General features: G+C 64.1%; 18 protein-coding genes. 13 read left to right on the forward strand and 5 right to left on the reverse strand.

Annotated elements, in window-relative coordinates:
* Positions 1-255 precede the first annotated feature (255 nt).
* Positions 256-570, forward strand: a complete 315-nt coding sequence (locus tag AC04SH_RS10215; protein WP_192258424.1) for a ferritin family protein — start codon at positions 256-258, stop codon at positions 568-570.
* Between the two features lie 27 nt (positions 571-597).
* Here the strand turns inward: AC04SH_RS10215 and AC04SH_RS10220 are convergent, their stop codons facing one another.
* Positions 598-1623, reverse strand: coding sequence for a LacI family DNA-binding transcriptional regulator (locus AC04SH_RS10220; RefSeq protein ID WP_488574919.1), 1026 nt, complete (start codon positions 1621-1623; stop codon positions 598-600).
* A gap of 195 nt (positions 1624-1818) precedes the next feature.
* Between AC04SH_RS10220 and AC04SH_RS10225 the strand changes: the two genes are divergently transcribed.
* The 5 genes from AC04SH_RS10225 (at position 1819) to AC04SH_RS10245 (ending at position 6797) form a co-directional block, all read left to right on the forward strand.
* The gene (locus AC04SH_RS10225; RefSeq protein ID WP_488574920.1) at positions 1819-2850 is read left to right on the forward strand and encodes a Gfo/Idh/MocA family protein; all 1032 of its coding nucleotides are present in this window, start codon (positions 1819-1821) and stop codon (positions 2848-2850) included.
* A complete protein-coding gene (locus tag AC04SH_RS10230; RefSeq protein WP_488574921.1) occupies positions 2847-3755 on the forward strand; it encodes a sugar phosphate isomerase/epimerase family protein in 909 nt (302 codons plus the stop codon). The genes AC04SH_RS10225 and AC04SH_RS10230 overlap by 4 nt, the downstream gene beginning before the upstream one ends.
* A gap of 106 nt (positions 3756-3861) precedes the next feature.
* Positions 3862-4875 (forward strand): substrate-binding domain-containing protein, encoded by a 1014-nt coding sequence (locus AC04SH_RS10235; RefSeq protein ID WP_112560418.1) that lies wholly within the window; start codon positions 3862-3864, stop codon positions 4873-4875.
* An 87-nt stretch (positions 4876-4962) separates the two neighbouring features.
* Positions 4963-5760, forward strand: a complete 798-nt coding sequence (locus AC04SH_RS10240; RefSeq protein ID WP_488575190.1) for an ATP-binding cassette domain-containing protein — start codon at positions 4963-4965, stop codon at positions 5758-5760.
* Complete coding sequence (locus AC04SH_RS10245) at positions 5757-6797, forward strand: ABC transporter permease (RefSeq protein ID WP_488574922.1); 1041 nt, start codon at positions 5757-5759, stop codon at positions 6795-6797. Before AC04SH_RS10240 ends, AC04SH_RS10245 begins: the two co-directional genes overlap by 4 nt.
* A 311-nt stretch (positions 6798-7108) precedes the next feature.
* Here AC04SH_RS10245 and AC04SH_RS10250 read toward each other — a convergent pair whose 3' ends face one another.
* Positions 7109-9799 (reverse strand): ATP-dependent helicase, encoded by a 2691-nt coding sequence (locus tag AC04SH_RS10250; RefSeq protein ID WP_488574923.1) that lies wholly within the window; start codon positions 9797-9799, stop codon positions 7109-7111.
* Here AC04SH_RS10250 and AC04SH_RS10255 point away from each other — a divergent pair.
* Together AC04SH_RS10255 and AC04SH_RS10260 are read left to right on the forward strand one after the other, a co-directional pair.
* On the forward strand, positions 9777-10157 hold the full coding sequence (locus tag AC04SH_RS10255; protein ID WP_488574924.1) for a hypothetical protein: 381 nt from the start codon (positions 9777-9779) through the stop codon (positions 10155-10157). The two genes, AC04SH_RS10250 and AC04SH_RS10255, sit on opposite strands and share 23 nt — an antisense overlap.
* 155 nt (positions 10158-10312) lie before the next feature.
* On the forward strand, positions 10313-12625 hold the full coding sequence (locus tag AC04SH_RS10260) for a glucose/quinate/shikimate family membrane-bound PQQ-dependent dehydrogenase (RefSeq protein WP_488574925.1): 2313 nt from the start codon (positions 10313-10315) through the stop codon (positions 12623-12625).
* Positions 12626-12695: 70 nt separating this feature from the next.
* Here AC04SH_RS10260 and AC04SH_RS10265 read toward each other — a convergent pair whose 3' ends face one another.
* Positions 12696-12836 (reverse strand): hypothetical protein, encoded by a 141-nt coding sequence (locus AC04SH_RS10265; RefSeq protein ID WP_488574926.1) that lies wholly within the window; start codon positions 12834-12836, stop codon positions 12696-12698.
* Positions 12837-13100: 264 nt separating this feature from the next.
* Here AC04SH_RS10265 and AC04SH_RS10270 point away from each other — a divergent pair, with 264 nt between their 5' ends.
* Positions 13101-14012 (forward strand): dienelactone hydrolase family protein, encoded by a 912-nt coding sequence (locus AC04SH_RS10270; protein WP_488574927.1) that lies wholly within the window; start codon positions 13101-13103, stop codon positions 14010-14012.
* 48 nt (positions 14013-14060) lie between these two features.
* Here AC04SH_RS10270 and AC04SH_RS10275 read toward each other — a convergent pair whose 3' ends face one another.
* Both AC04SH_RS10275 and AC04SH_RS10280 read right to left on the reverse strand, forming a co-directional pair.
* A complete protein-coding gene (locus AC04SH_RS10275; RefSeq protein WP_112394615.1) occupies positions 14061-14258 on the reverse strand; it encodes a hypothetical protein in 198 nt (65 codons plus the stop codon).
* Positions 14259-14494: 236 nt separating this feature from the next.
* Positions 14495-14974 carry a thioesterase family protein gene (locus tag AC04SH_RS10280; RefSeq protein ID WP_488574928.1) on the reverse strand — a complete coding sequence of 160 codons (480 nt, stop codon included), beginning with the start codon at positions 14972-14974 and terminating at the stop codon, positions 14495-14497.
* Between the two features lie 120 nt (positions 14975-15094).
* Between AC04SH_RS10280 and AC04SH_RS10285 the strand changes: the two genes are divergently transcribed.
* The 4 genes from AC04SH_RS10285 (at position 15095) to AC04SH_RS10300 (ending at position 21654) form a co-directional block, all read left to right on the forward strand.
* Positions 15095-16504: an FAD-binding oxidoreductase gene (locus AC04SH_RS10285; RefSeq protein ID WP_488574929.1), complete on the forward strand. Its 1410-nt coding sequence runs from the start codon at positions 15095-15097 to the stop codon at positions 16502-16504.
* A 26-nt stretch (positions 16505-16530) separates the two neighbouring features.
* A complete protein-coding gene (locus AC04SH_RS10290; protein WP_488574930.1) occupies positions 16531-17028 on the forward strand; it encodes an STM3941 family protein in 498 nt (165 codons plus the stop codon).
* Positions 17029-17073: 45 nt separating this feature from the next.
* Positions 17074-17574 (forward strand): hypothetical protein, encoded by a 501-nt coding sequence (locus AC04SH_RS10295; RefSeq protein WP_488574931.1) that lies wholly within the window; start codon positions 17074-17076, stop codon positions 17572-17574.
* A gap of 114 nt (positions 17575-17688) precedes the next feature.
* Positions 17689-21654, forward strand: coding sequence for an AsmA family protein (locus tag AC04SH_RS10300; protein ID WP_488574932.1), 3966 nt, complete (start codon positions 17689-17691; stop codon positions 21652-21654).
* Positions 21655-21745 lie beyond the last annotated feature (91 nt).

Genomic DNA, 21745 nt, shown 5'->3' on the forward strand with positions numbered 1-21745 from the left:
AACCCGTGAATATCTCAAGCCGACGAACCGGCTCTTCGTCTCTGGACTTAAGCGTAAGCTCTGAAATCGTCATGTGTCGAAGCCCTCAAAGGCTCCGAGCATCGTGGCTCACGACCACGCGCGAAAGGTGGTGCCGCAACAGCGCTCACTTTGCAGAGGGCTTTGGTCGAATTGCAGCAATGAGGCGGAACCCCGCGGCGCTCCAGCGCATTCCTGGATACGGCTGGATTTGCCGGTCCATTTGAGGGAGGCGATATGGGTTTCGATCAGTATCACGAGCCGCCGGAAGAACTGACGCAGAAGGTGCGAACCTTCGCTCGCATGATCACTTCGCTGATTGAGGAGGCGGAAGCGATCGGCTGGTACGAACAGCGCATGTCGGTGGAAAAGGACCCGCAGGCCAAGGCAATCATGAAGAACGCGCAAGGCGAAGAGTTCAAGCATTTCGGTATGGATCTCGAATTCCTGCTGCGCCAGAAGAAAGACTGGCGGGCAGAGCTGAAGGAAATCCTGTTCACCACCGGCGACATCGTCAAGGCCGGCGAGAAGGGCGAGAAGAAGGTGGATTGAGGCCGACCGGCCTACCTCCGGCAGTGATCAATCACTCTCGCGCGCGATCAGCTCCAGCGGCCAGACTTCGCGGATGATGCGTGTGCCTTCGGGGCCGGCGAAGGCGGGGAGCGAGGCCAGCAGCATTTCGGCCAGCCGCCGGCCCATGGGCTCCAGCGACGGACGGAAGGCGGTCAGCGCCGGCGAAAAGTAGCGGCAAAGCGGCGTGTCGACGATGACGATCACCGCGATGTCGTGGCCGGGCCTGATGCCCATCTCGGCCAGTGCCTTGCAGCCGCCGAGCGCCATTGCGTCATTGTTGAAGATGATGGCTGTGGGCCGGTCCTTGGAGAGCATCACGCGCGGCGTCACCTGGTAGCCTCCGGCCTCGTTGATGAAGCCGTCGGCGATCAGGCCGGGGTCGACTTCGATGCCGTGCCGCTTTAGCGCCTTGCGGTAGCCGTCGAGGAACAGGTAGCCGAAGTTGAGATCAAGCGAAGGGCGGATGGCGGCAATGCGGCGGTGGCCGCGCGCGACCAGCCGGTCGACGGCTTCATCACCCGCCCTCTCGAAATCGATATCGAGCGTAGGATAGGTGTCGTCGCCGGATTGACTTCGGCCAAGCGTGGCGAAGGGAAAGCCGGCCTTGCTGAGATAGTCGATCCGATCGTCTTCCCGCCGTGTATTGGCCAGCACGACCGCGTCGGCCCGGCGCGTCTCAACCACGCGGCGCAGCCTCTCCTGCTGATATTGGCCGGGCTCACCCATGACGACCATCAGATCCAGGTCATACTCGGCGAGCCGCGCCTGCAAACCGGTCAGGAACGGGATGAAGAACGGCTCGCCGTATTGCTGGTCGCCGGGATGCGGTTGCAGCATGAAGGCGATTGAACGGGTGGCGCCCTGGCGCAGGCTGCGGCCCGACTGGTTGGGCGAATAGTTCAGCTTCCTGGCCGCCTCGAGCACGCGCTGGCGCGTCTCTGCATTGACGTCGGCGCGGCCGTTCAGCGCCCGCGACACGGTGCCGATCGAAATGTTCAGGTGACGCGCAAGGTCGTGGATGCTGGACGCCAAGGACTTCTCTCCGCCGACCCTTGGCTAGCACCGGCTGCCGCTCAGGCCAAGGCTTCGGGATGATTTTTGCAAGCAGCCGATTGACATTCTACGCCATCGGGTGTGTTGTCGTAAACGTTTACGGAAAAACGTTTACGGTGATGCCGTGGATGCCGTGACATTCGGTCTGGAGGGACCGGACGGGAGGAATGCCGGATGATGAATGCCGTCCTCGTCGGCTGCGGTGCGATGAGCAAGGCCTGGCTCGATGCCGCAAGGCAAATCGACGGGCTCGCCATTGTCGGCCTTGTCGATCTCGACGCCGAACGGGCGCAGGCGAGGGCGCGCGAATACGAGCTAGACGGCGCCGTCATCGGCACCAGCCTTGATGCTGTGCTCGACCAGACCAGTCCCGACGCGGTGTTCGATGTCGTGGTTCCCGCCGCCCGGCGCGACGTCGCCTTTGCTGCCTTCGCCCACAATTGCCACCTGCTCACCGAAAAGCCGCTCGCAGACACTCCGGAGAACGCCCGCGCCATCGTCGAGGCGGCGCGCCGCGCCGGGCGCGTCCATGCTGTCGTGCAGAACCGGCGCTATGTCGCCAATGTGCGGCGCATCAGGCGCTTTCTCGACTCCGACGCCATCGGCAAGCCGACCAGCATCCATGCCGACTTCTTCGTCGCGCCGCATTTCGGCGGCTTTCGCGAGGAGATGGCGCATGTGCTCTTGCTCGACATGGCGATCCACACATTCGACGCCGCCCGCTACATGGTCGGTGGCGATCCCGCCGGCGTCTATTGCCAGGAATGGGAGCCGGCCAATTCCTGGTACCGGCAGGGCTCGTCGGCCAGCGCCGTCTTCGACCTCGGCGGCGGTAAGATCTTTACCTATGCCGGTTCCTGGTGCGCCGACGGTTTTCGCACCAGCTGGGAAGGCAGCTGGCGCATCGTCGCCGAGCGCGGCAGCCTCATTTGGGACGGCAATGACGACCTGAAGGCGGAAGTGGTGGTGCCGGGCCGCGACGGGATTATCGACAAAACGCAGGCGATCGAAGTGCCGGCGCTCGATCCCGCCGATCGGGTCGGCGGCCATCTCGGCATCATCAGGGATTTCATGCGCGCCATCGAGACCGGCACCGAGCCGGAAACGCGGGGCTCCGACAACATCAAAAGCCTGGCCATGGTTTTTGGCGCCATTGAAAGCGCCGAGACCGGCCGGCGCGTGGCGATTACACAGGAAGGACCATGATGCCAAACCCGCTTCTCGACATCCGGATCGGCACCATGGTGCGGGCCAATCTCGACGACCCGGCAGCCTACGTCAAACAGATCCTGCCGCTCGGCTTCGAGAGCATCCAGCCCTTCTTCTGGCAGACGCTGGGCGGCAAGGATCTGCCGCGGCTCGCCGGTGAGATCCGCGAAGCGATTGGCGATGCCGATGTCGCCGTGTCCTCGCTCGGCGTGTTCGGCAATCCGCTGGAGGATGGCGAGGTCGATCGCGGCGTGCTCGCCGCCTGGGAAACCGTCATCGACAACGCGCATCTGTTCGGCACTTCCACGGTCAGCGGCTTCACCGGCCGCCTGCGCGGCAAGAAGCTGACCGACAGCCTCCCGCGCTTCCGCGAGGTCTGGGGCCCGCTGGCAAAACGCGCCGCCGACAAGGGCGTGCGCATCGCCTTTGAAAACTGCGCCATGGACGGCAACTGGGCCGCCGGCGACTGGAACATCGCCCACAATCCCGACGCCTGGGAACTGATGTTCAATGAAGTGCCCGACGACAACCTCGGTCTCGAATGGGAGCCCTGCCATCAGCTGGTCTATCTCATCGATCCGTTGCCGCAGATCCGCAAATGGGCGCCGCGCATCTTCCATGTGCACGGCAAGGACGCGACGGTGCGCTGGGATGTGATCCGCGAGCATGGCGTGTTCGGCCGGCTGCCCTTCGTGCAGATGCGCACGCCGGGTTTCGGCGACAGCGACTGGACGCGGGTGATCAGCGAATTGCGGCTGGCCGGCTACACGGGCGCCATCGACATCGAGGGCTGGCACGACCCGGTCTATCGCGGGGATCTCGAAATCACCGGCCAGGTGCGTGCGCTTGAATACCTGAAGCAATGCAGGGGAGGAGCGACCTATCTGCCGAACCCGGCGTGACGGAGCGGCCGGCGGGAGGAGCCGGCCGGAGAAGAGTGCCGGGCACTGCTGACAAGCGAAATGACGAAACCCCTCGGCTCACCGAGGACAAAAGGGAGGAACGTGCATGAGCATCGCAATGAGAACGACAGTTTTGCGCTCGACCGTCGTGGCCGCCGCCACGGCGCTGTGCGCCGCCATCTCCACCTTGCCGGCGCAGGCGCTCGACGCCCAGTGGTGCAAGGACGTCCATATCCGGTTCTTCGTCGGCGGCGCCGAGGGCGACGCCTTTGGCACCATCGTCTATAATGGCGCCAAGCAGGCGGCGGCCGATCTCGGGCCGAAGGTCGACTACATCTTCTCCCAGTGGGACGTTGAGAAGATGGTGCAGCAATTGCGCGAGGCCGTCGCCGTCAAGCCCAACGGCATCGCCATGATGGGCCATCCGGGCGACGCCGCGATCATGCCGCTGGCCGAGCAGGCGCACAAGGACGGCATCAAGATGATGTACCAGAACGTGCCGGTGCCGAAGGTGGTGGAAGCGTTCGGCGGCGGCTATGTCGGCGCCCAGCAGGAACAGCAGGGCCGCGCGCTCGGCGCCGAGGCGTTCAAGCTCGGCAAGCTCAAGTCCGGCGACAAGGCGATCATGATCGGCCCGTTCGAGAACGAGGCCCGCGGCGCGCGCGAACGCGGCACGGTGGCTGCGCTCAAGGAAGCCGGCGTCGAGGTCATCCAGTTGTCGTCGCCGCCAAGCGGCGAGTGGGCGTCCGATCCCAATCTGGCGATCCCGGTGATCACGGCAGCGCTCCTCAACAATCCTGACGTCAAGGCGGTCGGCTATCCCGGCGGCCAGATGCTCGGCAATGTCGCCACCTACATGCAGGCGGCCGGCCGTAAGCCCGGCGACATCTTCAATTTCGGCTTCGACACCAGCCCGCAGATCGTCGAGGCGTTCAAGGGCGGCTGGGTGCAGCTGACGGCCGACCAGCAGCCGTTCCTGCAGGGCTACCTGCCGATCCTCAGCCTCTGCCAGCAGGTGGTGCTGGGCCTGGCGCCGATGAATGTCGACACCGGCGCCGGCTTCGTCACGCCGCAGAATTACGAGATTGTCGCCGAGCTCGCCAAGCAGGCGCTGCGCTGACCTCCCAAGCTGCCGGCTGGGCCCAAGCCCAGCCGGCAGGACCGCTGGCGAGAATGCCGGCAAGCGACAATGAACGCGAGGATCGCCATGGCCGAACGCATCATCGAACTGCGCGACATCAGCAAATCCTACGGCCAGGTCTATGCGCTGGGCGGGGTCAATCTCTCAGTCGATCGCGGCGAGGTGGTCGGCCTGATCGGCGACAATGGCGCCGGCAAGTCGACGCTGATCAAGATCCTGTCCGGCGTCGTCAAGCCGACCAGCGGCGAGATCCTGGTGCGCGGCAAGCCGGTGACCGGTTGGAGTGCGGCGCGCTCACGCGACGCCGGCATCGAGACGGTGTTCCAGGACCGGGCGTTGGCTGTCCAGCAGACCATCGTGCGCAACATCTTCATGGGCCGCGAACTCACTGGCTTCATGGGCTTTTTGAAGGTCAACAAGGAGATCGAGGAGGCCAGCCGGCTGATGCGCGAGATCGGCTTCACCTCGAAGGTGTTCACGCCGCATTCGATCGTCGGCCAGCTGTCGGGCGGCGAACGCCAGGGCGTGGCGATCGCGCGCGCCATCTACAAGCAGGCGGAGCTTATCATCCTCGACGAGCCGACCACAGCACTGTCTCTGACTGAGACCGCCAAGGTGTTCCACTTCGTGCGTCAGGTGCGGGCGAGCGGCCGTTCGATCCTGTTCATCGGCCACAACATCCACCATGTCTTCGACATCGCGGACCGCTTCGTGGTGTTGGATCGCGGCAAGGTGGCGCTGACCGCCGACCGCACTGAGGTCAAGTCGGCCGAGGATCTCATCAATTTCATGGAAGACGTCGCGCATCCCGGCGGATTGCCGGGTCTGCACGATGCCGGCGACGCGGGGAGGGCAGTGCGATGAGCAAGACCATGGAACCCGATCTGCAGAGCCCGCTCAGCAGCGAGGCAGCGCGACCTGAATGGAAACACCCGTCCGATCACTGGCTGCGCGGCTTCGTCATCGACAATCGCGCCGCACTCGGCACGCTCGCCGTGTTCATCGTCATGATGGCAGTATTCCTGATCGCCAACCCGACCGTGTTCACCACCTGGTATCTCTACAGCTCGGTGCTGACGACGCTGCCGGTCGCGTTGTTCGTGGTGGTGCCGCTGGTCTTCGTCGTCACCTGCGGTGAGATCGACCTGTCGTTTCCGGCCACCATGGGTTTTGCTTCCTGGGTGTTCGCGCTGGTGGTGCAGGCCGGCTACGACCCGTTCCTCGGCATTGCCGCAGCAATCGTCACCGGGACGCTGCTCGGCGTCCTCGTCGGCTCGCTGGTCGTCTATGGCGGGCTGTCGTCGCTGATCGCCACGCTCGGCATGAATTTTCTGCTGCGCGGCCTGATCCAGATCATCAACGAAGGCAAGTCGACGGCGCTGACCGGCCTTGCCGACAGCTGGGCCTACAAGATCTTCTCCAGCCAGGTGTGGGGCATCCCGGTGCAGATCTTCTGGGCGCTCGCCTTCGTCGTTTTGTCAGCGATGCTCTACAACCGTCACCGCTTCGGCGCGCAGGTGAGGGTGGTCGGCGACAACCCCGACAGCGCCCAGCAGATGGGCATCGACGTCAAACGCGTGCGGGTGAAAGTGTTTGTCTTTGTCGGCATAGGCGCTGCGATCGCCGGCACGTTTTCGGTGATGATCAACTTCACCTGGTGGCCGACGGCCGGAGACGGCTATCTCCTGCCGGTGCTGGCCTCGGTGTTCGTCGGCGGCACGCCGACCTGGGGCGGCATCGGGACGGTCGCCGGTGGCGCCATCGGCGCGGTCACCGTCGCCTTCATCCAGACCGGCGTGGTGGCGGCGGGGCTGAGCGGCTTCTACGTGCAGTTCTTCAACGGCCTGATCATCATCCTGTCGCTGCTCGGCCATAAGTGGAACCAGGCGCGGTACAGGTGAGGGGGTAGTTTCGTTGATGGGCCGCGTGCCTTGACGATTGCGGCAGACGCCGACGTTTCGTCATCCACGGGCGGAGCAAGGAGCGCAGCGACGCAGCGCAGACCCGAGGATCCATGCCGCGACTTCAAAGCGTTGCTACGGTGCAGAATTCTGCGCCGCTGCACTCCACGGCCAAGGTCACGGAATGGATTCTAGGGTCTTCGCGACGGAGCTTCGCTCCTGCTCCGCCCTAGAATGACGAAGCGGATGGGGAGGGCTCCGCCGGAGAATAACAAGGTGGCCACTTGTTCGACAACGGGACAAGCGGACACTCACACCGCCGCGACGAACCCGTCCAGCACGCGTTTCTGGCCGGCCTTGTCGAAATCGATGGTCAGCTTGTTGCCTTCGATGGCTGATATGTTGCCGTTGCCGAATTTCTGGTGGAAGACGCGGTCGCCGACGCTGAAGGGGGACGGCGTGTCGGCGACGGATTTGGCGACCAGTTCGCCGTCTATGGTGCGGCCCTTGACCGAGGTTCGTCCGGCGCCGTAGCCGGAATCGGTCTCGCCATAGCCGATGCGCTCGACCTGGTGGCCGGAGCGCGAGCCCCAGTTGCGGTCGGTCGCCTCGGTGCGGTTGGCTTGCGCCCGCTGCCAGCCCGGCGTCGCATAGGTGTTGGAGAAGGCGCCCTGTTTTTCCGCGCTGCCGGTATTGGCGCCGACATTGTCGAAACGTGAGGCGCCATAGGGGTTCTGGCGGCCGCCACGACCGGAAGCAAAAGAACCGCCGCCATAGGAATTGCCGTAACCGCCATAGGAGTTGCCGCTTTCGGCGACCTCGACATGGGCGTTCGGCAACTCTTCGAGGAAACGCGACGGGATGGTCGATTGCCATAGGCCATGGATGAGCCGGTTAGAGACGAACCAGATATGCAGGTTCTTCTTGGCGCGGGTCAGCCCGACATAGGCGAGGCGCCGTTCTTCCTCCAGGCCGGAGCGGCCGCCTTCGTCCAGCGCGCGCTGATGCGGGAACAGGCCTTCCTCCCAGCCGGGCAGGAAGACGGTCTCGAATTCGAGGCCCTTGGCCGAATGCAGCGTCATGATGCTGACGGCATCGAGCCCGGCATTCTGCTCGGCATCCATGACCAGCGCCACATGTTCGAGGAAGGAGCGCAGCGACTCGTACTCCTCCATGGAACGGACCAGTTCCTTCAAATTTTCCAGCCGGCCCGGCGCTTCGGCCGAGCGGTCGTTCTTCCACATGTCGGTGTAGCCGCTCTCCTCGAGAATGGTCTCGGCGAGTTCGGTGTGCGGCGTTGTTTCCAGCGCCTTCTGCCAGCGCTCGAAATTGGCGGCGACTTCGCGCAATGCCGCGCGCGGCTTCGGTTTCAGCTCATCGCTTTCGGCGAGATTGCCGGCCGCTTCGAGCATCGGGATACGCAATGCACGCGCCGTGTCGTGAATCTGGCGGATGGTGGCTTCGCCCAGCCCGCGCTTCGGCACATTGACGATACGCTCGAAAGCGAGGTCGTCGCCGCCATTGGCGACGACACGGAAGAAGGCCAGCGCATCGCGGATTTCCATGCGCTCGTAGAAACGCGGGCCGCCAATGACGCGGTAGTTGAGGCCGAGGGTGATGAACCGGTCTTCGAAGGCGCGCATCTGGAACGAGGCGCGGACAAGAATGGCCATGTCGTTGAGATTGTGCTTGGCGCGCTGGTAGGTCTCGATAGTTTCGCCGACGGCGCGTGCCTCCTCCTCGGAATCCCAGGCGGCGTGGACATGCACCTTGTGGTCTTCGGGCTCGTTGCGGTCAGTGAACAGCGTCTTGCCGAAGCGGCCCTCATTGTGGGCGATGAGGTGCGAGGCGGCGCCGAGAATATGCGCGGTCGAGCGATAGTTGCGCTCCAGCCGGATGATGGTGGCGCCGGGAAAATCCTTGTCAAAGCGCAGGATGTTGTCGACCTCGGCGCCACGCCAGCCATATATGGATTGGTCGTCGTCGCCGACGCAGCAGATGTTTACGGTGGCGCGCTGGGACCCCTCCCCCTTGAGGGGAGGGTGGCCGGGCGAAGCCCGGTCGGGTGGGGTCCGGTCGGCAGCGCTCGACGCCTTGGTGGTGCCTTCTGCGGCGACCCCCTCCGCCCGCTTCGCGGGCACCTCCCCCTCGAGGGGGGAGGATTGCGGCCGCTGCGCCAAGAGCCGCAGCCACATGTATTGCGCGGTGTTGGTGTCCTGGTACTCGTCGACGAGGATATATTTGAAGCGCTTGTGATATTCCTTGAGCACGTCCGGATTGGCGCGGAAGATGCGGATCGGGTGGCAGAGCAGATCGCCGAAGTCGCAAGCGTTCAGCGTCTGCAGCCGCTCCTGATAGGCCTTGTAGAGCTCACGGCCCTTGCCGTTGGCGAAGCTGCGCGCATCGCCTTCGGCGATATCGGCGGGGCCTTGGCCCTTGTTCTTCCAGCCGTCGATCATCTGGGCGAACTGCTTGGCCGGCCAGCGCTTGTCGTCCAGCCCCTCGGCCTGGATCAGCTGCTTGATCAGGCGCACGACATCGTCGGTGTCGAGGATGGTGAAATCGGATTTGAGCCCGGCAAGCTCGGCGTGTCTGCGAAGCAGTTTCACGCCGATCGAGTGGAAGGTGCCGAGCCACGGCATGCCCTCGACGTTGCCTTCGCCGATCAGGATGCCGATGCGCTGCTTCATCTCGCGCGCGGCCTTGTTGGTGAAGGTCACGGCCAGGATCTGCGACGGGAAAGCCCGGCCGGTGGCCAGGATGTGGGCGATGCGGGTGGTCAGCACCCGCGTCTTGCCGGTGCCGGCGCCGGCCAGCACCAGGACCGGGCCTTCGGTGGTTTCGACCGCCAGCCGCTGCTCGGGGTTCAACCCCTTCAGGTAGTCAGGCGCGCTGTTTTGGCCGCTGCGGGCCGCCATGGCGCGCGCGGCTATCCCCGACGGGGCCGCAGGCCGCGCATTCGGTTCGTCAAAGAAGGGCATGTCTTCCGAAAAGCCGGACATCGCCCCCGAATGTAGTGATTCGGCGGCGAAAGACCAGAAGTGTCTACGTTTTGTTCTGGTTTGGAAGCCAGATTCTCGATCGTGGTGGGAATATTATCGCTGCCGAACCCAGCCGCGCCAGTTCATTGCCTGGCATCAGGGCCAGCCAGGCCAGGATCTCGGCGACGGCATCAAGATCGTTCGCTTCGTCGTCGAGACCGATCGCGGCATGTGCTACCACTACTTCCACCCAAAATGGTCGGTGTTGTTCGACATGGTGGCCAAGGGCGACCCGATCGCCCAGGTGCCGACCGAGGTGGTCGTTGCGCATGTCCAGCGCGCGACCGGTCAAAATCTCTTGGATGTGCTGCAGCGCTGAGCCGTTGCGAAAGGCGGTCAAAGGGACCGCCTTGTTCTCACCCTATGCTGGCAGGCCAAGCTTGACACACGTGGCCTGCGGGAGAAAGCTGGCGACCAGGCAGGGGCGGCTGCCTGAGAGGCGCCGCAAAGCGCAACAGTCGAAGGAGTATCGTCTTGGCTGTGGTCATCACCTCCCTCATCCTGTTCCTCATCGGCCTGGCGCTTGGCGGCGGTGGCGTCCGGCTCGTGATGTTGGGCGGCAGCTGGTATTATGTCATCACCGGGCTCGCCTTCCTGATAACCGCCTGGCTGCTGTTCCGGCGCAAATCGACGGCGCTGTGGCTCTACGCTGCGATCGTGCTGTGCACGCTTGCCTGGGCGGTGTGGGAAATCGGCTTCGACTGGTGGGAACTCGGCCCGCGCGGCGGCGTCATCGTGCTTCTGGCGCTGTGGCTGCTGACGCCGTGGGCAAGGCAGGGCCTCACCGGCCCCGACGCGCGTGCGCCGCTCATCCTGGCCGTGCTCGCGTCGCTCGCGGTGGCTGGCTATTCGATGACCGCCGATCCCAAGGACATCGCCGGTGAGCTCAGCGCCGACAAGGTGACGCCGACCGCGGATCTCGGCGGCAATGTGCCTCCGGGCGAGTGGCACTTCTATGGCCGCACGCCCTATGGTCAGCGCTATTCGCCGCTCGACCAGATCACGCCGGACAATGTCGCCAAATTGCAGCCGGCCTGGACCTACCAGACCGGCGACGTGAAGGGTCCGGATGACATCGGCGAAACCACCTATCAGGTAACGCCGCTCAAGGTGGGCGACACGCTCTACATCTGCACGCCGCACAATTTCGCCATCGCCATCGATGCCACGACCGGCAAGGAGAAATGGCGCTTCGACCCCAAGATCAAGCTCGACAAGGACCGCCAGCACCAGACCTGCCGTGGCGTGTCCTACTACGCCGATGCGAAGATCGCCCCTGGCCAGCCCTGCGCGACACGCGTCTATCTGCCGACCTCGGACGCGCGGCTGATCGCGCTTGATGCCGCCAATGGCCAGGGCTGCCCGGCCTTTGCCGAAGCCGGCACGCTGAACCTGTTGACCAACATGCCGTACCCGAAGTCGGGCTACTACTATTCGACATCGGCGCCGCTGATATCAGGCGGCAAGATCATCGTCGGCGGCGCGGTCAACGACAATTATTCGACCGAGGAACCGTCCGGCGTCATCCGCGCCTTCGATGTCGACACCGGCGCGCTTGTATGGAACTGGGATTCCGGTAATCCGGACCAGACGACACCGCTGGCGGCGGGCCAGACCTACACCCACAACTCACCCAACATGTGGTCGACACCGAGCGCCGACGAGAATCTAGGCTTGCTCTACGTGCCGCTCGGCAACCAGACGCCGGACCAGCTCGGCGCCGGGCGCAGCGCCAATGTCGAAAAGTTTTCCTCCTCGATAACCGCGCTCGATCTTGCCACCGGACAATTGCGCTGGGTGCGCCAGACCGTGCATCACGACCTCTGGGACATGGACGTGCCGGCACAGCCGACGCTGGTCGACATCACAACGGCTGCCGGCCTGGTGCCGGCGCTGGTCGGGCCGACCAAACAGGGCGACCTCTTTACGCTCGACAGGCGCAGCGGCGAACCGATCATTCCGGTCAAGGAAGTGCCGGCGCCAGGCGGCGCGGTCGAGGGTGATCACACCTCGCCGACGCAGCCGTCTTCGGACCTGTCCTTTAGCCCGAAGCCGCTGACCGGCGCCGACATGTGGGGCATCACCATGTTCGACCAGCTGGCCTGCCGGATCGAATTCCAGGGCCTGCGCTATGAGGGCCGCTATACACCGCCTTCCGTGCAGGGGTCGCTGATCTATCCCGGCAATTTCGGCACCTTCAATTGGGGCGGCGTCGCCGTCGACCCGGTGCGGCAGGTGATGTTCGGCATGCCGACCTATCTCGCCTTCAAATCGCAGCTCATTCCGCGCGACCAGGTGCCACCCCCGGATGAAGGTCGCGGCAGCGAACAGGGGCTCAACCGCAATGAGGGTGCGCCATACGCAGTGGTGATGGGGCCGTTCCTGTCGCCACTCGGCGTGCCATGCCAGGCGCCGCCATGGGGCTATGTCGCGGGCGCCGATCTCAGGACCGGCAAGATCGCCTACAAGCACCGCAACGGCACCGTCTACGACATGACGCCGCTGCCCTTGCCGCTGAAGGTCGGCGTGCCGGGGATTGGCGGACCGATGATCACCGCCGGCGGCGTTGCCTTCCTGGGCGCGGCCGTCGATGACTATTTGCGCGCCTATGATGTGACGTCGGGCAAGCAGCTCTGGCAGGCGAGGCTACCGGCAGGCGGGCAATCGACGCCGATGACCTACACCGTCGCCGATGGCCGCCAGTTCGTGGTCATCGTCGCCGGCGGCCACGGCTCGGTCGGCACCAAGCCGGGCGACTATGTGATGGCGTATACGCTGCCGAAGTAGGCCTGATCAGAGCCCGAGATGGCCCTTCAGGATGCTCTGGGCGTCCATGGTATTTCCCCTCGGCTATCAGTTAGCGGGCTTTCGAACGGCGCCGGTCGACGCGGACCTTCACCATCCGCTTGGCAGCTTCCGACGCGGCGGAGCGCAGGGCCAGCAAGGCGGCTGCGGCAACCACGAGCGCACTTGCAAGGATCGGAGTGGACAAGGTCATGGCGATGTTCCTTCTCGTCTGGCTGCCACAACGGGCGAAGCCAAAATCAACTTCCCCTGATATTGTGGCGGCACCATCAACATTCTCTGAAATGACCAAAATGTGATGGCCGCGCGGTTGGTGCAGCTGACTTGTGCCAACTGCACGGCCTGACGACGAAAGCGTCACTGATCCGTGACTGGACCGTGCGCGCTTGCACCCTATCTTGACCCGCAAGGTCATCCCGGAGTGACCGTGAGGTCATCTCCGAGCGAGGAGCACGCCATGACGAAACCCGCCGACGAAGCCGCCAAGCCTGCCATCACGACTCCTGCCATTAGCCAGGCGATGATCGACGCCTATGACGAATACACGCATCTGACGCTCGACCGCCGCCGTTTCATGGAGCAACTGACCAGGCTTGCTGGGTCGGGTGCCGCGGCGGCTGCGATCGCTCCGCTGCTGGCGGCCAATTCGGCGCAGGCGGCAATCGTCGCCGACAACGATCCGCGGGTGAAGGCGCAGGATATTACCTATCCCGGCAGCAGCGGCGAGATGAAGGGCTATCTGGTCAAGCCGGCGAGCCTGTCCGGCAAGCTCGGGACCGTCATCGTCATTCACGAAAACCGTGGGCTCAATTCGCACATCAGGGACATCGCGCGCCGTGTGGCGCTGGAAGGCTTTGTGGCGCTGGCGCCGGATTTCCTGTCGCCGCTCGGCGGCACGCCCGCTGACGAAGACAAGGCGCGCGACATGTTCACCAAGCTCGATGCCCGTCAGGTCACCGCCGATGGCCTGGCGACCATCGCCTATCTCAAGGCCGAGAAGGATGGCAATGGCAAGGTCGGCGCCGTCGGCTTCTGCTGGGGCGGCGGCGCGGTCAACGATCTGGCCGTCAACGCGCCGGATCTCGCGGCCGGCGTCGCCTATTATGGCATGCAGCCGAAGGCCGAGGACGCGGCGAAGATCAAGGCGGCCCTGTTGCTGCACTATGCCGGGCTCGACGAGCGCATCAATGCCGGCATCGATGCCTACAAGAAGGCGCTCGACGCCGCCCATGTCGAATACACCGTCTATGTCTATGACGGCGTCAACCATGCCTTCAACAACGACACGTCAGCCGCACGCTACGACAAGAAGGCAGCTGATCTCGCCTGGGGCAGGACGATCGCTTTCCTGAAGGAGAAGCTGGCTTAGTCGACCAGTCGACGCCCGCCTGGGCAATGAGGGCAGTGCAGGCCGACGTCAGGCGTGGCCGCGCTTCATGCGCGCCTGCTTCAGGATGGCGCGCCAGCGAATCATGTCGAAAGGGATCGGCTCATTGTTGTTGGCGATCTGGAAGATCTCGTTGTTGACGTTCTTCAAGGAGCGCCAGAAATCATAGTCGGTGACGCGCGGATCGGCAGCCAGCCTGTCCACTTCGACCTTGATGTCGGTTTTCATGCACGTTCCTCGAACCGCCTGTGCCCCGCCGCCCGCATCGCAACTCTTAATCAGCCCGTTCTCAAACGGTCCGCTGAGTCGTTCAATGGCTCAAATGGTTTGTTAACGTTAAAAGCTCGGTAAGGTTAACGCGCGGCCGAAAGCGCTTCAAGCGCAGCGACCAGTGGATTTTGTGGACGCTGCGACTTTGGCTTGCCAGTGTGGCTTTGGAGCCCCTGGTGAGGACAGAGTTTGGCTTACTTGCGTTTGATGCCGATCGAACGGCCGGCGCGTTCGGGCATCGGCAGCGCCGAATGGGCGGCGCGCATCGCTTCCACCTTGGCCTGCACGTCGGCGGGGAAGGGCGCGACTTTCGGCCCGGACATATCGACGTGCAGCGACAGGGTTTCGGAGGTGGCGGCGAGCCAGCCATCGACATGGCGGATTTCCTGATAGGCCCTGAGCCGCTTGTCGTCATGGTCGATCAGCTGAAACGAGACGACGACCTTGTGCTCGAGATGCAGCTCCTGGACGTAGCAAACATGGACCTCGGCCGTGTAGATGGTGAGGCGCCGCTCCTTCACATAGTCCAGCCCCATGCCCATCGCCGCGAAGGCCTCGTCCGAACAGCGGTCGAACAGCACGTTATAATAGGCCATGTTGAGATGGCCGTTATAGTCGATCCAGTCCTTCTCGATGTCCATCGGCTTGGAGACGTACGGGGCAGGGATGGACATTGGAACTTCCTTGTTCTGGTGCTGGACCGAGTTCTGGTGCTGGACAGGCCGCGGTAGGTGAGACTACGCATCCATAATCGCATAACAAGCGTGGACGCTGGTCCATTCGCGGAGGAATTCATGGCTCTGAGCGACCTCAACCCGGTCGAACGCAACGAGGAAGGCATCGCCGCCGTGCTCGGCATCCTCAAGCAGCAGTTCGGCGAACGTTTCCAGACCGGCGCGGCGATCCGCTCGCAGCATGCGCATACCACCACCTATATTCCGACGCAGGCGCCCGATGGCGTTGCGTTCCCGGAGACGACAGAAGAGGTGCAGGAGATCGTGCGCGCCTGCGCCGCGCACCGCGTTCCTGTCATCGCTTTCGGCGTCGGCTCCTCGCTGGAGGGGCACACCAATGCGCCGGGCGGCGGCATCTCGGTCGACACCTCGCGCATGAACCGCATCCTGGCGGTCAACCCTGAGGATCTCGACTGCACGGTCGAACCCGGCGTGACGCGCGAGGACCTCAATCGTCATCTGCGCGACACTGGCCTATTCTTCCCGATCGATCCCGGCGCCAATGCTTCGCTGGGCGGCATGGCGGCGACGCGGGCCTCCGGCACCAATGCGGTGCGCTACGGCACGATGCGCGAGAATGTGCTGTCGCTGACGGCCGTGATGGCCGATGGCGAGACGGTAACCACCGGCAAGCGGGCGAAGAAGAGCTCGGCCGGCTACGACCTGACGCGGCTTCTGGTCGGCTCGGAAGGCACGCTCGGCATCATCACCTCGCTGACCTTGAAGCTGCAAGGCATCCCGCAGGCGATCTCCGGCGGTGTTTGTCCGTTTCCGAGCCTGGAGGCTGCCTGCAACGCTGTGATCGCGACGATCCAGATGGGCATCCCGGTGGCGCGCATCGAACTGGTCAACGCGCTGCAGATGCGGGCGATGAAGAATTATTCCAGGCTCGATTATCCCGAGAGCCCGTGCCTGTTCGTCGAATTCCATGGCAGCGATGCCGGCGTTGCCGAGCAGGCGGAAACCTTCGGCGCAATCGCCGAGGACAATGGCGGCGGGCCGTTCCTGTGGACCAGCGTCGCCGAGGAGCGGACGAAATTGTGGAAGGCCAGGCACGACGCCTACTGGGCCTCGCTGACGCTGCGGCCGGGCGCCAAGGGCCTGTCGACCGATGTCTGCGTGCCGATCTCGCGGCTGGCCGAATGCGTGGCTGAAACCGAGGCCGACATTGCCGAGATGGGCCTGGTGGCGCCGATCGTCGGTCATGCCGGCGACGGCAATTTCCACGTGCTGGTGCTGATGGATGTCAACGACCCCAAGGAGATCGCGCTGGCCGAAAAATTCGTCGCGCGGCTGAACATGCGGGCGATCGCCATGGACGGCACCTGCACTGGCGAACACGGCATCGGCCAGGGCAAGATCGGCTTCCTGCGCCACGAGCTCGGCCACGGCGTCGATATCATGCGTTCGATCAAAAAAGCGCTCGATCCGCAAGACATTATGAACCCGGGCAAGATATTACCTGCATAGCCGAAATATGAGGGGCGAGAGGGGCAATGCGGTACGGAACCAAGACTGTGGAGCTCCTGGTTATAAGGGCATCGCGCGACAAGACATTGTTGTTGCTGCTGGCCAGCCTCGTCTTTGTCCTGGGCAGCGCTTTCCTGATCTATGTCTCCAAGGACGACGACACCATCGGCCTTTGGTTGTGCATGGCCTTCTTCGGGCTTTGCGCGTTGGTGTTTGCCTGGTTGCTTGTGCGCCCACAGATGCTGGTGCTGAACGGACAAGGTTTCATTCTCGGCGGCGGTCTTGTTCGATCGCCGAAGCTGGTCCGCTGGAAAGACATTGAAGGCTTCCACGTCTATAGCTTGCCTAAAGCCGGCGAGATGATCGGGTACAATTTCGCACCGGGGGTCAAGAAGAGCTCCGTCATGCGCAGCATAACCAAAAGCCTGGGGGCCGAAGCCGCATTGCCCAAGGGCTGGCCATTTTCGCCCGAAGAGATGGCCGTGCTGCTGAACGAATATCGCCGAAGGGCCATGACGGGATAAGAACCGTGGCGCGCGCGAGCTGCGTCGTTGCGTGGGGGTCAGTAGATGCCGACATCAGAGGCGCTGTTGCCGATCGACGTGCCGTTGTCGTCCGCCGGCGCGCCCTTGCCGCATGTCTTTGCCGATGAGGGCAGGCTGCTCATTGCCTACATTGCTCACAGACCGGATCCAGAGTTCGACGGCACCAATCCGCGCTCGATTTCGTCCGCGACTGCCGGCCAGACGATCGCCATCCTGACAGCAGATCCCTATCTGGCGTTGCAATTCGGCCCGCCAAACGACGAAGCCATCAGCGGGCATCGTCTCTATGGACTTGGCCTGCGGCCATATTCCGCGTTCGAAGTCCGCAACTCCTACTGGATCGCCTCCTTCGAGAAGGCAAACCGGGTTCATTCGTCCCACACACCAGAGCTGTTTTCCGGCTATCGGCACTTCATCCTGACGTTCCAGGATTCGACGCTGGAATTCATTGCAAGGGGCTTTTCGGTCAGCCTTCGTCAGGGGGCGGTCCTGCCGACGCTGATGGAGGCGGTCGGATCTCAGTGATCGGGCGCACTGGAATGGGCCAACTGCAATGTGTCTGCCAAGGAGATTGCCTCTTTATCGACACGCTGATGCGGGTAGAGTGCAGTTGGCTTTCAATCAACCCTTTCGGAGCTGATGCTCGCACGCCTGTTCGTGATCTTCGGTGGCTTGTTCGTGCTGGTGCTGCTTGCGGCGCTGGTGGTGCCGTACTTTATCGACTGGACCGGCTACCGCGCCGAGTTCGAGCGCGAGGCGAGCGCCATTCTCGGCCGCAAGGTGACGGTGCAGGGCGACGCCACGGCAAGGCTGTTGCCGTTCCCCTCGGTGACGTTCTCCAACGTCACCGTCGCCGGCGGTCCCGGCGGCCAGCCGGCAATGACCGTCGAGACTTTTTCGATGGACGCGGAGCTGGCGCCGTTCCTGCGCGGCGAGGTGCTGATCTTCGACATGCGGCTGGTGCATCCGAAGGCGACGATCGACATCGCCGACAACGGCACGGTCGACTGGGCGATGCGGCCGTCCTCGCCCTTCGACCTCAACCAGATCTCGATCGAAAAGCTGACGGTGACGGAGGGAGAGATTGCGCTGCGCCATGCCGCCGGCGGGCGCAGCCATCTGATTTCTCAGGTCAATTCGACCATCTCGGCCAAGTCGCTGGCCGGTCCGTGGCGCATGGACGGCACATTGCTGCTCGACGGCCTGCGCTCGACGGTCGTCGCTTCGACGGGGAAGGCCGAGGGCAATGGCCAGATGCGGCTGAGGCTCAAGATCGATCCCGATGCCTATCCGCTGGTCGTCGAGACCGACGGCAATGCCGGCATCGTCAACGGGGCCGCCGTCTACTCCGGCCAGTTCAAGATTTCCGGCGCCGACAAGAACGACAAAAATCCGGTCGAGCTGCGCGGCAGCAATGGCGAGATTGTTGAGATCAATACGGGCAAAGTCAGCGCCGGCAAGCCCGATCCGGGGTTTCGGCTGAACGGCAAGTTCTCGCTCGATCACCAGAAACTCGGCGTCGACGAATTCCGTTTCGAGACCGGGCCGCTCGACAATCCCTATACCGCCGACGGCAAGGCTTCGGTCGATCTCGGGCAGAAGCCGAGCTTCGCCATCGAGGCCAATGGCGCACAGGTGCAATTGGACGAGGCGGTGGGCGCCGGGAAGGGCACCGGCCTGACACTGGATCAGCGCATTGCCGGGATAGAGCAGGCGCTGCTCGACCTGCCGAAACCGACCATACCCGGCACCGTCGAGGTCAAGCTGCCTGCGGTGGTGGCCGGCGACACCACGGTGCGCGACGTGCATCTCTCGGCCGAGCCGGTCGAGGGTGGCTGGTCGGTGAAGTCGATGGCTGCGACCTTGCCCGGGCGCACCACGCTGGAAGCCAGCGGCATGCTCAGCGTCGAGGATCATTTCGGTTTCAGCGGCTCCATGCTGCTGGCGGTGGCGCAGCCTTCCGGCTTTGCCGCCTGGCTGTCGAAGGATGTCGACGAGGCGATCCGCCGCCTGCCTGCCGCCGGCTTCAAGGCCAAGGTCGATCTGTCGGAGAAGCGCCAGGCGTTCAGCGATCTCGAACTGATCCTCGGCAAGGCAAAGTTTTCCGGCCGCATCGATTCCAGCCAGCCCGACGACGCCAAGCCGTCGGTGCTGATGCGGCTCACGGGCGGCGAACTCGACGTCGACGGCCTGACGGCGTTCGCCTCGATCTTCGTCAGCGACAAGGGCGCCAACCGCTTTTCCGACCGCGACCTCGATTTCCAGATCAAGGCCGGGCCTGTCAGCGCCGGCGGGCTGACTGCCGACACCGTCGATACCGCGCTCAGGCTGCGCGACGGGCTCCTCGAAATCGACCGGCTGTCGATTGGCGGCCTTGCCGGCACGTCGATCAGCGCCACCGGCCGGGTCAAGGATTTCCCGGCCAGCCCGACCGGCAAGCTCGACGCCTCGGTGGTCGCCGTCGATCTGAAGCCGCTGATCGACATCGCCGCGCAACACTATCCCGACAATGAGGTGCTGAAGGGATTGGCAAGCCGCACTTCCGCCTATCCCGAGCTGTTCCAGGACGCGCGAGTCGATCTGGTGGCAAGTGCCGCCGACAATGGTGACGGCACGACGGGGCTGGCGGTGAGCGGGCAAGGCAAGGCAGGTGGTTCGGCCTTTTCGGCGTCGCTGTCGGGCAAGGGCGCCGTCGGCCAGTTGCTCGAGGCGCCGGTGACGCTGACCTTCAACGCCAAAAACCCCGACGCCACAGCACTGCTGGCGCTTTATGGCTTGCCGGCGCTGCCGCTCGGCATGCTCGGCCAGGCAAGTACCGACATCTCGGCGAAAGGCACGCTTGGCGGCGGTCTGGCGACGAGCTTCAACCTCGCTGCCGATGATTTCAAGGCAACGTTCGACGGCACCGTCGCCGAAAGTCCGCAAGGCGCGACCGTCAAGGGCAAGATCGGCCTCGACGCCTCCGATATCGAGCCCTGGCTGATGACCACCGGCGTCGGCCTGCCGGGCATGGGCACCGGCACCTCGACCTCGCTCAGCGCGGATGCCGATTTCGGCAGTGGCCTTCTGGTGTTGAGCGGCCTCAGCGGATCCATCAACGAAGCGGCGGTGTCCGGTGACATCAATCTCGACGTGAAGCAGGGCCTGCCGCACCTTGCCGGTGCGCTGGCGCTCGACGAACTCGATCTCGACCCGATGGCGGTGGCGCTCTTCGGCGACCAGTCCTTCATCGCCGGCAACGGCAACTGGCCGACGGCGCCGTTCAGCCAGAAGTCCAGCCTGCCGTTCACCGCCGACCTGGATTTAACGACAGCCACGCTTGCCGCCGGACCGCTGGCGACAGCGTACGACGCGTCGCTGTCGCTAAAACTCGACCAGGAAGGCATCCGCGTTTCCGACCTGAAGGCAAAGCTGCTCGGCGGCGCGCTCACCGGGCTGTTCGAATTGAAGAACACCGACGGCACCGGGCTGTTCTCCGGTCAGATGAGGCTTGCCGGCGCCGATCTCACGACCGTGCTGCCCAATGCTGGCCTGAGTGGCAGGGGCGATTTCTCGACTGGCCTGTCGACCAGCGGCAAGTCCGTCGACGCGATGATTGCCGCACTCTCCGGCTCCGGGACGGCGGCACTGAAAGGCCTGACCATTGCCGGTGTCAATCCCGATGCCTTCGGCGCCTTGATCGCCAAGGCCGATACGATCGGGCGCGACATTGACGTTGCCAAGACCGCGGGCTTTGCGCCTGACATTGCCGGCCACGGCAGTTTCGTGGCCGGCGATACCGACATCGCTTTCACGGTTGCCGGCGGCACGCTGCGGGCGCCGCCGGTCAAGCTCGAAAACGCCAGCGCGGCGCTATCCGCCGACATCACGGCGGACCTGAACACCAGTACCGTCGCCGCCAGGGGTGCGATCACCTACAAGCCCGGCGACGAGGCGCTGGTCGGGTCGGATCCCTCGGTCAATTTCAGCGTCGACGGGCCGTTCGGCGCGATGAAGAAGCAGTTCGACAGCGAGCCGCTGGCGCAGTTTTTGACCCAGCGCGCGCTGGAAAAAGAGCAGCAGCGGGTCGAGGCGATGCAGGCCGCACTGCTCGAGAAGCAGCGGCTGCGGCGCGAGGTGCGCTATTACGCTGCCCTGCAGACCGAACGTGACAATGCGGCCGAAGAATTGCGCAAGCAGGAAGAAGCGGCGCGGCTGAAAGCCGAGGCCGACGCCAGAGCGAAAGCGGAGGCCGACGCAAAAGCGCAGGCCGAAGCGGAGGCCAAGGCCAAGGCGGATGCGGAGGCAAAGGCCCAGGCCGACGCGAAAGCGCAAGCGGATGCCGACGCCAGGGCCAAGGCAGATGCCGACGCGAAGGCGCAGGCCGAGCAGCAAGCTGCCGAAGACGCCGCCAAGGCCGAAGCCGAACGGAAGAAGGCTGAGCAAGCGATGCGGATTGCTTCGCAGGAAAAGGCCAGGCTGGAGGCCGAACGCAAGGCTCAGGAGCAGGCGCCGAAGGTCGACCGTTCACTGCCCGGCGTCAATGACGGTACGGCCCCGGCGCCGCCGAAGCCCAAGACAAATCCGTTCTCGGTCGACAATCTGCTGAAGTCGCTGGGTAATTAGAGCAATTCCAGGAAAAGTGTGAGCGGTTTTCCGTCCGGAATTGCGTAAAAACAAAGAGATAAAGCGGTTCGCCGTTTCCGTGAAACGGTGA

It is taken from the genome of Mesorhizobium sp. CNPSo 4688, from assembly GCF_057784295.1.